This is a genomic window from Microbispora sp. H11081 (genome assembly GCF_012999535.1).
Classification (GTDB): domain Bacteria; phylum Actinomycetota; class Actinomycetes; order Streptosporangiales; family Streptosporangiaceae; genus Microbispora.
Genome location: NZ_JABBWV010000011.1, coordinates 148,103 through 161,463 on the forward strand (window position 1 = coordinate 148,103; position 13,361 = coordinate 161,463).

Below are 13,361 nucleotides of genomic sequence, written 5' to 3' on the forward strand. Positions count from 1 at the left end.
CGTGAAGTGCCGCCGCATCGAGGAGGGTTCTCATGGACGAGTCTCGCGGACCGCTTGCGGGAATCCGCGTGCTGGAGCTGGCCGGCCTCGCCCCCGGGCCCTTCGCCGGGATGATGCTCGCCGACCACGGTGCGGAGGTGCTGCGGATCGACCGGGTGAAGGCCGTGAGCGACGCCCCCAGCCGCGAGGTGATGGACCGCGGCAAGCGCACGATCGGCCTCGACCTGAAGTCGCCCGAGGGCGTCGCCGCGTTCAGGCGGCTGGCCGAGCGGGCCGACGTGGTGATCGAGGTGTTCCGGCCCGGGGTCGCGGAGCGGCTCGGGATCGGGCCCGCCGACCTCCACGCCGTGAACGGGCGGCTGGTCTACGGCAGGATGACCGGCTGGGGCCAGGACGGCCCGCTGGCCACGACCGCCGGGCACGACATCGACTACATCGCGATCTCGGGGGCCCTGTCGATGCTGGGCCGCGAGGGCGGCAAGCCTACGCCACCGGTCAACATCCTGGGAGACTTCGCCGGCGGCGGGCTCATGCTGGCCTACGGCGTGCTGCTGGCCCTGCTGGAGCGGGAGCGCACCGGCCGCGGCCGGGTGGTCGACGCGGCCATGGTCGACGGCGCGGCGCTGCTGCTGTCGATGTTCTACGGCGCGCTGCACGGTGGTCACTGGGGCCCGCGCGGCACCAACCTCCTCGACACCGGCGCCCCCATGTACGACACCTACGAGACGGCCGACGGCGGCTTTCTCGCCGTGGGCGCGCTGGAGCCGCAGTTCTGGGCGGAGATGCTCACCCGGATGGGCATCGGCGACATGCCCGACCGCGGAGACCGGGCGAACTGGCCGGCCATCAGGCAGCGGCTGACCGAGGCGTTCCTGTCGCGTACGCGGGCCGAGTGGGAGGCGGTCTTCGAGGGCTCCGACGCCTGCGTGTCCCCGGTGCTCGACCCGCGTGAGGCCCCCGGGCACCCGCACAACCGGGCGCGCGGCACGTTCGTGGAGGTCGGCGGGGTGCCGCAGGCCGCGCCCGCGCCCCGGCTGGCCGGCGTGCCGCGCGGCGACCTGTCCCCGGCCACCCGGCTGCGGGACCTGAGCTCCTGGGGCCTGCCCGACGACGAGGCGAAGGCCCTGCGCGCCGCCGGCGTGCTCGCCTGACCGATCCGACAGGACGAGGAGTCTCCGCACATGGACCTGTTCGAAGCGCTCTACACGACCCGTGCCATGCGGCGGGTCAAGCCCGACCCGATCCCGATGGAGGTGCAGGAACGCATCCTGGACGCCGCCGTCCGCGCCCCCAGCGCCGGCAACACCCAGGGCTGGCGGTTCCTGCTGGTGGACGACCAGGAGGTGAAGGCCAGGCTGGGGCCGTTGTACCGGGACGCGCTCGGCACCCTGTTCGAGGGGCACTACAAGCCGATGCGCGAGCGGGCCGAGGCGACCGGCGACACCCGCACCCTCAACGTGCTGCGCTCGGCCCGGCATCTGGCCGACAACTTCGAGTCCTATCCCCTGCTGATGTTCGCCTTCATCCGCAACGACCCCGGTGGCGGCTCCATCTATCCGTCGGTGTGGAGCGCCCAGCTCGCCGCCCGGGCCTTCGGCGTGGGCAGCGCGCTGACCTCCGTGCTCGGGCTGTTCCACGGCGCGGAGACGATGCGGATCCTCGGCGTGCCCGAGGGCAAGGGCTGGCAGGTGGCGTGCATGGTCACCTTCGGCTACCCGACCGGCCGATGGGGCGTGGCCCCGCGCCGGCCCGCCCACGAGGTGTCGTTCCGCAACCAGTGGGGCGACCCGGTCGGCTTCGAGACCCCCGAGCCCCTCTGGACTCCCTGAGCGGTCTCATCGACAGAGGTGGACCTGGACCCCGACCCGCCGCCGGACGAGGAGGACGAGGGCGGTCAGGCGGGCGTGGCCTGAACCGGCGGGATGGGCCCGGTCGGGTCCCCGAACGACGGAAGCGTGGCCACGTAGAGGTCGACGCCACCGGGGTGGTGGATCTCCAGGTCCGTGGTGAAGGCGCGAGGCGGTGCGTACCCGGACTCCGAGTGCTTCCACGCCTGCTGCCAGGCGTCGGCGAGCGCCCCCGGCATCGGCCCCCGCGCCTCGAACAGCAGCGCGGGCACGCCGGGCACCCGCACCGCGACCATGCCCTCGGGCAGCCGCGCCGCCGTGCGCACGGCCACGCCGACGATCTGGGTGTAGGCGCCGTTGTGGTCGCTCTCGTAGTCCGTCAGCACGGCGTACAGGTTCTCGTCGACCCGGCCCGGCACGTGCGCGAAGGCTCCGGGCGCTCCGGCTCGTGCCCACAGGCCCGGCAACTGGGCGCGGGCCGGGTCCGCCTCCGCCGCGTTGGTCGTCCGCACGACGTAGCCGACGACGAGCGTCTCCGGACGGTCAACGATGATCACGTGCTCTCCTCTCAGGCGAGGTCAATGTATCCCGTGTCCGGGTCGGGTCCGGCGGCGGCCGGTAATGCCGGTATGACCCGCTCACAACGTAGGCTGGACAAATGTGCGATTCCTCAATGATGTGACGCCGCCCTACGATCTCACGTACAGCGATGTCTTCATGGTGCCGTCCCTGTCCTCCGTGGGGTCGCGCCTCGCGGTGGACCTGTCCACCGGCGACGGAACCGGCACCACGATCCCCGTCGTCGTCGCCAACATGACCGCCGTCGCGGGCCGCCGCATGGCCGAGACCGTCGCAAGGCGCGGCGGCATCACCGTGATCCCCCAGGACATCCCGATCGACGTGGTGGCCGACGTCATCGAGTTCGTGAAGAGCCGCGACCTCGTCCACGACACCGCCATCACGCTCACCCCGCACGACACGGTGGGCGAGGCGCTCACCCTGCTGCCCAAACGCGCGCACGGCGCGGTCATCGTCGTGGACTGGGAGAAGCGGCCGGTCGGTGTGGTGACCGAGGCCGACTGCCACGGCGTCGACATGTTCACCCAGCTCGCCCAGGTCATGACCGCCTCACCGCAGACGCTGCCGCGCGGCGTCGATCCGCAGGCCGCGTTCGACGCGCTGCACGAGGGCCGCCACCGGCTGGCGCCCGTGGTGGACGAGGACGGCCGCCTGGTCGGCATCCTCACCCGCACCGGGGCGCTGCGCGCCACGCTCTACCAGCCCGCCGTGGACGCGCGCGGCAGGCTGCGCGTCGCGGCGGCGGTCGGGGTGAACGGCGACGTGGCCGCCAAGTCCAAGGAACTGCTCGACGCCGGCGTCGACCTGCTCGTGGTCGACACGGCGCACGGCCACCAGGAGAAGATGATCTCAGCGTTGCGTGCCGTACGGGCGCTGGAGCCCTCCGTGCCGGTCGCGGCGGGCAACGTCGTCACCGCGGAGGGCGTACGCGACCTCGTCGACGCCGGCGCCGACATCGTCAAGGTCGGCGTTGGCCCGGGCGCGATGTGCACGACCCGGATGATGACCGGCGTGGGACGGCCGCAGTTCTCCGCCGTGCTGGAGTGCGCGGCCGAGGCACGCCGCCTGGGCAGGCACGCGTGGGCCGACGGCGGCGTCCGCCACCCCCGCGACGTCGCGCTGGCGCTCGCCGCCGGAGCCTCCAACGTCATGATCGGCTCGTGGTTCGCCGGCACGTACGAGTCTCCCGGCGACACCCGCACCGCCCCCGACGGCCGGAAGTACAAGGAGAACTTCGGCATGGCCTCGGCCCGCGCCGTACGGCTGCGCACCGCCGACGACACGCCGTTCGAGAGGGCGCGCAAGGCGCTGTTCGAGGAGGGCATCTCGACGTCGCGGATGTACCTCGACCCGGCGCGGCCCAGCGTGGAGGACCAGATCGACGCCATCGTGGCCGGTCTGCGCTCCTCCTGCACGTACGCGGGCGCCGCGACGATCGAGGAGTTCCACGAACGGGCCGTGGTCGGCGTGCAGAGCGCCTCCGGCTACAGCGAGGGCATGCCGCTGCATCAGAGTTGGTGACCGTTCCTGCTCGGAACAGGAATATCGGGCTCTGCCGGGGTAGTGCGTCCGTGTACCGACCGCACTACCCCGCGGAGGCGATCATGCAGTACTCCCCGGCCGGAGGGCCGGTCAGCCCGGCGGCCGACAGACGGCTGCTGGTCAGCTATGACAACTACACGGCTGCGCAGCGCGCCGTCGACACCCTGTCCGACGCCGGGTTCCCGGTGGAGAACAGCGCGATCGTCGGCAGCGACCTGCGCCTGGAGGAGACCGTCACCGGGCGGCTCACCAACGGCAGGGCCGCGCTGTCGGGCCTGATCACCGGTGCGGTGTTCGGACTCGTCGTCGGCCTGTTCCTGGGGCTGTTCACCTCGACCACGACCTCGTTCATCGGGCTGGTGCTCTGGTCGATCCTGTGGGGCGCCATCGCCGGGGCCGCCTTCGGCTTCACGAGCCACGCCTTCACCGGCGGGACGCGCGACTTCTCGTCCCGGAGCTCCATCGTCGCCGGGCGCTACGACGTGCTGGTGGCCTCGCCCATGCTCGACCAGGCCCAGGCGCTGCTGCAGGGCGGCGTGCAGCCGGCCGACACCGTGGTCGTCGAGCGCCCGCCGTCGGCCGGTCCCGCCACCGCGTCGCCGGTCACCGCGTCGCCGGTGATCGGGGGCGACACGGCGCCGCAGGCCACCGCCTACCCGGAGCCCGGATCCCGGGCAGACGAGATCAGGGCCGACGAGATCAGGGCCGAGGAGGCTCGGGCCGAGGAGGCGGGCGACGCCGGCCGGACCGGCGCCTCGCGCGGCCCCCGCCTCTGAGCCCTCCTTCCACCGTCCCTTCCGTCGTCCACGCAAGCCACGACGCCTTCCCCGCACCGCATGGGGAAGGCGTCGTCGTGCCGGCCGTCCCCGGTAGAGTCAGCCGGTCGGAACTTCCGGCGCTCTAAGAACAGGAGGCCCACGTGGCACTGGAGAAGCCCGAGATCGACTTTCCCGACGGCGCGCCGCCCGCGGACCTGGAGATCGTGGACCTCGTCGAAGGAGACGGGCCGGAGGCCAAGCCCGGCCAGAACGTGACCGTCCACTACGTCGGGGTGGCGTTCTCCACGGGTGAGGAGTTCGACGCGTCCTGGAACCGCGGCCAGCCGTTCCAGTTCCCGCTCGGCGGCGGCCGGGTCATCGCCGGCTGGGACCGCGGCGTGGCCGGCATGAAGGTCGGCGGACGGCGCCGCCTGACCATCCCCCCGCACCTCGGGTACGGCAACCGCGGCGCGGGCGCCCTCATCAAGCCCGGTGAGACGCTCATCTTCGTCGTCGACCTGCTCGGCGTCGCCTGAGCGGACGCGGGGCGCCGCCGGCGCTCCGGATTGGGGGGTAGGCGATCCGGAGCGCTTCGAGGATGATGGCCGCGTGGACGACCACCCTCCGAAGCACGCGCCCGCAAGCGCCCCGTCGCGCACGCCGGCGTCCGGGAGGCCGGCGTGACCGCGGACGGCAAGGCGACCGCGGGCGCGCAGGCGGCCCGCCGAGGGGAGCCGGCGGGCGGGCCGCTCACCGCACCACTCACCGCGCTGCCCCGGGCCGTGATCGTCATCGCCGCGGCGACCGTGGCCGTGCTCCTCGCGGTGAGCCCGTGGTACGGGTACCACCGCGACGAGCTGTACTTCCGCATGCTGGGTGAACGGCCGCGGCTCGGTTACTTCGACACTCCGCCGATGACGCCGATCATCGCCCGGCTGTCCACGGCGGTCTTCGGGGACACGGTCGTCGCACTGCGGATCTTCCCCGCCCTGTGCACCGGAGCTCTGATCGTGCTCGTCGCGCTGGCCGCCCGCGAACTGGGCGGCGGCCGCGCGGCCCAGATCCTCGCCGCGGCGGCGACCGCCACCTCCGTGCTCCCTCTCCTCGCCGGGCACTCGCTGCTCACCCTCACCCCCGACCTCCTCCTGTGGAGCGCGGTCACGTTGTGCCTGCTCCGGGTGTTGCTCAGGAGGGACGGACGCTGCTGGCTCTGGATGGGAGTGCTCTGCGGGATCGCGGCGTACAACCGTGACCTCATCGTGGTGCTGCTGGGCGGCGTCGGCCTGGGCATCCTCGTGGCCGGTCCACGCGAGGTGCTGCGGGACCGGCGGCTCTGGATCGGCGCCCTCCTGGCCCTGGCCATCGCCTCGCCCAACCTGGTCTACCAGGTCACGCACGACTGGCCGCAGCTCCAGATGGCCGAGGCGCTGCGGATCGACGAGGGCTCGGACAACCGCGCCGCCTTCGTCCCCCTTCAGCTCGTGCTGCTCGGGCCCGTACAGGCGGTGCTGTGCGCGGCCGGGTGGCTGCGGCTGTGGCGGAACCGGCCGGTCCGCTCGCTCGCCATCGCCTATCCCGTGGCCTGCGCGCTGATCCTCTACTCGGGCGGCAGGCCCGACTACACGGGCGGGTTCCTGCTCTACCTGCTCGCGGCCGGCTGCGTCAGCGCGGCCGGGTGGCGCTGGCGGAAGGCCACGGTCGCGGCACTGGCGGTGGGCGGCGTGACCTCGATCGTGGTGGCGCTGCCGGTCGTGCCTGCCGCGTCGCTCGGGGAGACACCGGTGGCCGCCGTCAACGAGGTGGCCCGTGAGTCCGTGGGCATGCGCGACGTGGCGGCGCAGACGGCCGCGGTGGTTCGGGGCCTGCCCGCCGAGGATCGCGCCGGGGCGGTGCTGCTCGCGGTGAACTACGGCGAGGCCGGCGCGCTGCGCCGCTGGGCGGCCGAGTTCGGGCTGCCCCGGGTGTACAGCGGCCACAACGAGCTGTGGTGGTGGGGACCGCCCCCGGAGGGAACCCGGGTGGTCGTGTCCGTCGGCTACCCGCCGGCCGGGCTCGGCACCGTGTTCGCCCGTTGCGCCCCGGCGGGCAGGCTGAGCGGGATGCCGGGTGAGGAGCAGGGCGTGCCGATCACCATCTGCCATGACCCCGTCCGTCCCTGGCGCGAGCTATGGCCGGATCTGCGCAACTACAGCTAGGCCGCCCGGACGTGCCCTAGCCCCCGGCCTGTGCAGCCCCCCTCGTGGTGAGGCAGGATTACGGTGTGCTGCTGATCGACCTGGCCAGGACCTCCGCGGCCGTCGCCGCGGACTCTGCTCGGCTCGCCAAGATCAGGCACCTCGCCGAGCTGCTCGGCAGGGTGGGACAGGACGAGGCCGAGATCGCCATCGCGTACCTGTCGGGTGAGCTGCCGCAGCGCCAGATCGGAGTGGGCTGGCGGAGCCTGTCCGATCTTCCCGAGCCGCGTCAGATCGCCACGGCGACCCTGACCCGGGTCGACGAGCTGCTCGAACGCGTCAAGTCCCAGTCCGGCGCCGGCTCGCAGGCCGCGCGCCGCGATCTGCTGGGCGAGCTGTTCGGCGCCCTCACCCGCCAGGAGCAGTCGTTCCTGCACCGGCTGCTGACGGGCGAGCTGCGCCAGGGAGCGCTCAACGGGGTGATGGTCGAGGCGATCGCCATGTCGGCCGACGTGCCCGCCGCAGAGGTGCGCCGGGCCCTGACCCTGCGCGGCTCGCTGCCCGCCGTGGGCGCCGCCGCGCTGCGCGGCGGCGTCGCCGAGCTGAAGGCGTTCCACCTGGAGGTCGGCCGTGCGGTGGCGCCGATGCTCGCGCAGAGCGCGCCCAGCGTGACCGCCGCTCTGGAGAAGGCCGGCGCCCCTGCCGCGGTGGAGTGGAAGCTCGACGGCGTGCGGGTCCAGGCCCACCGCTCCGGCGACCGGGTGGCCGTCTTCACCCGGACGCTCGACGACATCACCGCCCAGGTCCCCGAACTGGTGGAGGCCGTGCTCGGCCTGCCGGGGACCGATCTCGTGCTCGACGGCGAGGTCATCGCGCTGCGCCCGGACGGCCGCCCCGAGCCGTTCCAGGTCACCTCGGGCCGGGTGGCCAGCAGGACCGACGTCGCGTCGCTGCGCGCGACCGTGCCGCTGACCGTCTTCTTCTTCGACGCGCTGCGCGTGGGCGGCGCCGACCTGCTCGACCTGCCCGACGAGGAGCGGCACGCCGCGCTGGAGGCCGCGGTCCCACCCGAGCTGATCACCCCCCGGCTCGTCACGGCCGACGCCGACGAGGCCGAGGCGTTCTTCGGCGACGCCGTACGGCGGGGCCACGAGGGCGTCGTGGTGAAGTCGCTGCGCACCCCTTACGCCGCGGGCCGCCGGGGGGCGGGCTGGGTCAAGGTGAAGCCGCGGCACACGCTCGACCTGGTCGTGCTGGCCGCCGAGTGGGGCAGCGGACGGCGCCGGGGCCGGCTGTCCAACCTGCATCTCGGCGCCCTCGACCCGGAGACCGGCGGCTTCGTGATGCTCGGCAAGACGTTCAAGGGCCTCACCGACGAACTGCTGGCCTGGCAGACCGAGCAGTTCCTGCGCCTGGCCGACGAGCCGGCGGACGACTACGTCGTCACCCTGAGGCCCGCGCTGGTCGTGGAGATCGCCTTCGACGGCGTGCAGCGGTCGAGCCGATACCCCGGCGGCATGGCGCTGCGGTTCGCGCGGGTGCTGCGCTACCGGCCCGACAAGCGGCCCGAGGAGGCCGACACGGTCGCCGCGGTCCGCGCGCTCATGCCCTGACTCACCTCACGAGGCGGGTCACCTCACGAGGCAGTCACTTCACGAGGCGGAGGGTCAACGGGTAGCGGAACTCGCCGCCGGCCAGCGCCGACACCCCGCCGACGATGCTCAGGACCATGCCGACGACCCAGATGACCGGCACCAGGACCAGCCCCACGACGGTGAGCGGCAGCAGCAGGGTCGCCCCCAGCACGGTGAGGTGGAAGTTGAGCGCCTCCACCGCGTGCCTCCTGATGTAGGGGGAGGTCCGCCCCGCGGTCACCATCATCAGCAGCGGGCCGATGATGAACAGCCCCATCAGCCCGAACACGTGCGAGGCCGCCGCCCCGACCCGGTCTCCCCCGTCCGGGACCGCGGCGGGCCGATGGACGGGCGGCCGGGGGACGTACGCCGGGCGCGTCCCGTACAGGTCGTTCATGATGGGCACGAGGTCGGCGTGCGTGCGCGCGGTCATCGCCAGGTGCAGCCGCTCGTCCATCTCGCTCTTGTCGAGCCTGCCCTCGGCATAGGCGGCCTTGACGTGCTCGACCACGTGTTCGCGGTCCTGGTTGGTGACCCGCAACTGGGGGTGTGGCATCTGAGCTTGTCCCTGCCAGGGTGGTGTCATCGCCGCGGGCATCACGCATCGCCTTCCGTCATTTCGGCTGCTCGGCTCTCTTCGAGTCTGCCTCCATCCTCTGCCCGTTACGCGCCCCGCGGCATCAGGGACATCCCCGACATCGCCCCGAGACCTTTCCCTTAACGCCATCGTGATCCATGGCGATGTATACAAGCACTATGAGATGGCGAGATCGCTATGGGCTCCGCCGACGGCGGGGTGCCCGTGTGGCCAAGTTCGACCGCGAGGCGACCGACGCCGACATCGAGGCCCTCATCGAGTTCGCCAAGACGCGGCGCGGCGTCGAGTTCTACGTCGAGCCGGAGACCTTCGCGACCGACACCACCGCGGTGGCCGTCGCCCACGACGGCGAGTGGACCCGCCGCCGTGTCGGGGCTCCCGCGGTGATCGCCAAGGTCGCCAGGGACCTCGCTCTCCCGGTCTACGACGTGCAGCTCACCGGCTACCCCGCCCGCATGCGCGCCTACAACGAGCGTCGCCGGGCTCAGGACGGCGACCCGGTCTGACGGCCGCCCGGCACCGGCTCGGGCTCGTGCGCGTGATCAGGCTCGGGCTCGGGCAGGTCCCGCGCCAGCACCGCGCGCAGTGGCGCGAGCCAGACCGCCCGGGGGCTGCCCATTTCGTCGTCGAGTTCCTCCGGCGTCGGCATGCGGTCGCGGAGCATGGCGGGGGACATCATGTGCGTCAGGGCCTGCCGGAGCAGGAGCGCCATCGAATAGCCGGGGTCGGCGGCGAGCGCCCGCTCCAGCGCCATGCCCATGAGCGCGCACTCCCCCCGATGCCACGCGGCTGCCGCCAGGAGTGAGGCCGCGGGCGCGACGTGCCCCGGCTCGAGACGGCGGGTGAGGTCGCGCCACAACGCGATGTGCGCGTCACGGTCGTCGACCAACGCCCACGCCTCGTCCCGCACCCTGACCACGGCGAGGTCGAGCCCCAGCCGGGCCGCGCCCTCGTCGTCCAGCCGGCCCCCAGAGTCGTACAGGCCGAGGGCCCTGCGCACCCGTGCCAGCCCTTCGGCCACGAACCGCGCGGCCCGTTCGTCCGCGGCCGGTCCCCCCGGCTCCGGTAACGCCCGCAGGTCGGTCATCACGCGCAGCGTGGCCCGCCGCATCGCCGCCCCGCCGCGCCACTGGACCGATCGCCGCAGGCTGCCCTGGTCGGGCAGAGCGACCAGCCCGTGCATCACGGCCTCCGCGGTGACACGGCTGCGCCCGGTGTCGTACGGCGTGCCCTCCGCGGGACAGCAGGTCGCGCTGCCGCAGGAGTAGGACCAGTAGCGCCCGCCCTCGGCCCGGAGGCTCTCGGTCACCCGGATGCCCCCGGCGTGCAGCAGCCGGGTCACCGCGTCGACGGCGGGGGTCACCGTGGCGCCGGAGCCGTACCCGACGACGAACGCGGCGGTCACCGCCTCACGGCGCAGCAGCGGGACCAGCCGGTCGATGTCTCCGGACGCGACCGGCAGGTCCCAGCGCGTCGTCAGCCGCACCTCCCGGTCGGCGAAGCCGGTCACGACGAGGCTGTCCGCGGGATGGAACCCGACGAGATAGGGCACGGCGGCGAGGATGTCCGCCGGTGAGGAGAGCACGAGCTTCGGGATCGTCATGCGCGCAAGCCTCGCCGGTCGGCCGCGCCGCCAGGACGGCCGAAGCGCGTTCTGGGGACAGCCGTGCTCCTGTGGACAACTCCGCCCCGATAACCGTTGGAACCGAGCGCGGCGCGCGGCCTAGACTCGGCGCCATGTCGACGCCCCGGATCTCCTAGCTCGGACACCCGCTTTCACGCCACCCGTGTGTCCTTGAGCTTATCCGGAGCGTCATCAAATGATCACCCTTCGCGGTGTCGACGTGCGCGTCGGCGCCCGCCTCCTGCTGTCGGACGTCACCGCCCACGTCGCCCCGGGCGACCGCGTCGGCCTGGTCGGCCGCAACGGCGCGGGCAAGACCACCTTGCTGAAGACCCTGGCCGGCGAGCTGCACCCGGCCGCGGGCACCGTCACCCGGACCGGCCCGGTCGGCTATCTCCCCCAGGATCCCGCGGCGGCCGACCCCTCCGTCACCGTCGCCGGGCGCGTCATGTCGTCCCGGGGCCTCGACGAGGCCGAGCGCGCGCTGCGCGCCGCCGAGGCCGCGATGGCCGACCCCGCCCTGCGGGAGCGGGCGATGCGGCGGTACGTCCGGGCCGAGGCGGAGTTCGAGGCCCGCGGCGGGTACGCCGCGCAGGCCGAGGCCGCCCGCATCGCCGCCGGGCTCGGCCTGCCCGACCGGGTCATGACCCAGCCGGTCGGCACCCTGTCCGGCGGGCAGCGCCGCCGGGTCGAACTCGCCCGCATCCTGTTCGCCGGGCAGGGCACGCTGCTGCTCGACGAGCCCACCAATCATCTGGACGCCGACTCGGTGGCCTGGCTCCGGTCGTTCCTCGCGAGCCGCGCCGGCGGGCTGGTCTTGATCAGTCACGACACCGCGCTGCTGGACCACGCCGTGAACAGGGTCTGGCGCCTCGACGCCGACCGGGCCACGCTGGAGGTGCACAACACCGGCTGGCGAACCTACCTCGCCGACGGGGAGGCCGCCGAGCGCGGGCGCGCCCGGCAGCGGGCGGCCGCGGAGCGCAAGGCCGCGGCGCTGCGCGCCCAGGCCGACCGGATGCGCGCCGGCTCGTCGAGCGTACGGGCCAAGGAGATGGCGCGCCGGGCCGACCGCATGCTGGCCGAGGTGGAGCCTGCCCGCCGCGCGGAGAAGGTCGCCCGCGTCCGGCTGCCCGAGCCCGCCCCCTGCGGCCGCGTCCCGCTCGGCGCGATCAGCCTGACCAAGGCGTACGGCGACCTGCGGGTGCTCTCCGGAGTCGACCTGGCCGTGGACCGGGGCGGCCGGCTCGTCGTGCTCGGTCTCAACGGCGCGGGCAAGACCACGCTGCTGAGGATCCTGGCCGGGCGGGAACGTCCCGACTCCGGCCGCGTGGTGCACGGGCCCGGTCTGCGGCTGGGCTACTTCGCGCAGGAGCACGACACGCTCGACCCGGCGCGCACCGTCGCCCAGAACCTCGCCGCCGCCGCGCCGCATCTGGGGGACGGGGAGGTGCGCGGGATACTCGGCTCGTTCCTGTTCGGCCGGGACGACGCGGACAAGCCCGCGGGCGTGCTGTCAGGCGGCGAGAAGACCCGCCTGGCGCTGGCCACGCTGGTCGGCTCGCCTGCCAACGTGCTGCTGCTCGACGAGCCCACCAACAACCTCGACCCGGCCTCCCGCGACGAGGTGCTGGCCGCGCTCGCCTCCTACCGCGGCGCCGTCGTGATGGTCACCCACGACGAGAAGGCCGTGGAGGCCCTGCGCCCGGACCGCGTCCTGCTGCTCCCGGACGGCGTCGAGGACATGTGGGACTCCGGTTACGCGGGCCTCGTGTCCCTGGCCTGATCTCCCGGTGCCTGCTCTCCCGGCGTCTGATGTCCCGGGGCGGTCGCCGGCGCCAGGCGCATGCGGACGAGCATGGCGGCGCCGGCGACCGCGCCGGGCATCGCGACGACGATGACGAGCGGCACCATGAAGGCGAGGAAGAGCGGCACGCCGAACCCGAGCGAGACGGACATGTTCGATCGCAGCAGGGCGAAGCGCTCCTCGCGCCGCAGCCCTCGGCGTTCCATCGCCATGGCGGTCAGTTCGACCGTGAGGAAGAACCCGGAGACGAACGCCCCCACCACCGGCACCACGGTCTGGCCGATGACCGGCACGAAACCGAGCACGAACAGCGGCACCGTGAACAGCAGGACGTACCAGAGCGTGACGAGGCTGTCGCGGATCGACCGGAAGAGGGACGCCCAGAAGGGCTGGTCGTGACCGGGGAGACCGCCGAGGTCCTCCTCCACCTTCTCCGACAGCTTCTCGTAGAACGGGTCGCCGATGACGAGCGTGACGGCGGCGAACGTCAGCACGGCGAGCGCGAGCCCCACCACGACGATCATCACGCCGACCAGTACGCGGAACGTGTCGCGCCAGCCCCAGTCGTCGGCGAACGGCGTCGCCCACTCCGCCACGCCGGTGGCGTTCGTGCCCAGCCAGACCAGCGCCAGGACGTACAGCACCAACGCGATCAGAGCCGGGATCAACCCGAACAACCACCACCGGGGGTGCCTGGCGACCCACCCGAGACCCCGCACGCAGAATCCGATTCCCTCGGCGAAACCGCCGACGCCGCGCCGTCCGGCGGGCCGCCCGATGCCACTCATGGCGGGCAGG

13 protein-coding genes are annotated in these 13,361 nt (G+C 73.3%); 9 read left to right on the forward strand and 4 right to left on the reverse strand.

The features are described from left to right. The first annotated feature begins 32 nt into the window (after positions 1–32). Both HHX31_RS24840 and HHX31_RS24845 read left to right on the forward strand, forming a co-directional pair. The gene (locus HHX31_RS24840) at positions 33–1,151 is read left to right on the forward strand and encodes a CaiB/BaiF CoA-transferase family protein (protein WP_169950763.1); all 1,119 of its coding nucleotides are present in this window, start codon (positions 33–35) and stop codon (positions 1,149–1,151) included. Between the two features lie 30 nt (positions 1,152–1,181). Then, positions 1,182–1,829: a nitroreductase family protein gene (locus HHX31_RS24845; RefSeq protein ID WP_169950764.1), complete on the forward strand. Its 648-nt coding sequence runs from the start codon at positions 1,182–1,184 to the stop codon at positions 1,827–1,829. Between the two features lie 65 nt (positions 1,830–1,894). On the opposite strand, the gene HHX31_RS24850 is transcribed toward HHX31_RS24845, so the two are convergent. Then, a complete protein-coding gene (locus tag HHX31_RS24850) occupies positions 1,895–2,404 on the reverse strand; it encodes a GyrI-like domain-containing protein (protein WP_169950765.1) in 510 nt (169 codons plus the stop codon). Between the two features lie 103 nt (positions 2,405–2,507). Here HHX31_RS24850 and HHX31_RS24855 point away from each other — a divergent pair, with 103 nt between their 5' ends. The 5 genes from HHX31_RS24855 (at position 2,508) to HHX31_RS24875 (ending at position 8,513) form a co-directional block, all read left to right on the forward strand. Continuing rightward, complete coding sequence (locus HHX31_RS24855) at positions 2,508–3,947, forward strand: GuaB1 family IMP dehydrogenase-related protein (protein ID WP_169950766.1); 1,440 nt, start codon at positions 2,508–2,510, stop codon at positions 3,945–3,947. A gap of 50 nt (positions 3,948–3,997) precedes the next feature. Continuing rightward, entirely contained in the window at positions 3,998–4,744 is a 747-nt protein-coding gene (locus HHX31_RS33800) for a general stress protein (RefSeq protein WP_211590275.1), read from the forward strand. Between the two features lie 143 nt (positions 4,745–4,887). Continuing rightward, a complete protein-coding gene (locus HHX31_RS24865; RefSeq protein WP_169950767.1) occupies positions 4,888–5,262 on the forward strand; it encodes an FKBP-type peptidyl-prolyl cis-trans isomerase in 375 nt (124 codons plus the stop codon). 144 nt (positions 5,263–5,406) lie between these two features. After that, the gene (locus HHX31_RS24870) at positions 5,407–6,921 is read left to right on the forward strand and encodes a glycosyltransferase family 39 protein (protein WP_169950768.1); all 1,515 of its coding nucleotides are present in this window, start codon (positions 5,407–5,409) and stop codon (positions 6,919–6,921) included. 65 nt (positions 6,922–6,986) lie between these two features. Beyond that, the gene (locus HHX31_RS24875; RefSeq protein WP_169950769.1) at positions 6,987–8,513 is read left to right on the forward strand and encodes an ATP-dependent DNA ligase; all 1,527 of its coding nucleotides are present in this window, start codon (positions 6,987–6,989) and stop codon (positions 8,511–8,513) included. Positions 8,514–8,547: 34 nt separating this feature from the next. On the opposite strand, the gene HHX31_RS24880 is transcribed toward HHX31_RS24875, so the two are convergent. Beyond that, positions 8,548–9,090 (reverse strand): DUF1707 and DUF4870 domain-containing protein, encoded by a 543-nt coding sequence (locus HHX31_RS24880; RefSeq protein WP_169950770.1) that lies wholly within the window; start codon positions 9,088–9,090, stop codon positions 8,548–8,550. A gap of 200 nt (positions 9,091–9,290) precedes the next feature. Between HHX31_RS24880 and HHX31_RS24885 the strand changes: the two genes are divergently transcribed. Then, positions 9,291–9,638: a hypothetical protein gene (locus HHX31_RS24885; RefSeq protein WP_169950771.1), complete on the forward strand. Its 348-nt coding sequence runs from the start codon at positions 9,291–9,293 to the stop codon at positions 9,636–9,638. Here the strand turns inward: HHX31_RS24885 and HHX31_RS24890 are convergent. Next, complete coding sequence (locus HHX31_RS24890; RefSeq protein WP_169950772.1) at positions 9,617–10,735, reverse strand: DUF4192 domain-containing protein; 1,119 nt, start codon at positions 10,733–10,735, stop codon at positions 9,617–9,619. The genes HHX31_RS24885 and HHX31_RS24890 overlap by 22 nt on opposite strands. Positions 10,736–10,952: 217 nt before the next feature. Here HHX31_RS24890 and HHX31_RS24895 point away from each other — a divergent pair, with 217 nt between their 5' ends. After that, positions 10,953–12,542, forward strand: coding sequence for an ABC-F family ATP-binding cassette domain-containing protein (locus HHX31_RS24895; protein ID WP_169950773.1), 1,590 nt, complete (start codon positions 10,953–10,955; stop codon positions 12,540–12,542). On the opposite strand, the gene HHX31_RS24900 is transcribed toward HHX31_RS24895, so the two are convergent. Beyond that, a complete protein-coding gene (locus tag HHX31_RS24900; protein WP_169950774.1) occupies positions 12,515–13,351 on the reverse strand; it encodes an EI24 domain-containing protein in 837 nt (278 codons plus the stop codon). The two genes, HHX31_RS24895 and HHX31_RS24900, sit on opposite strands and share 28 nt — an antisense overlap. Positions 13,352–13,361: the final 10 nt, after the last annotated feature.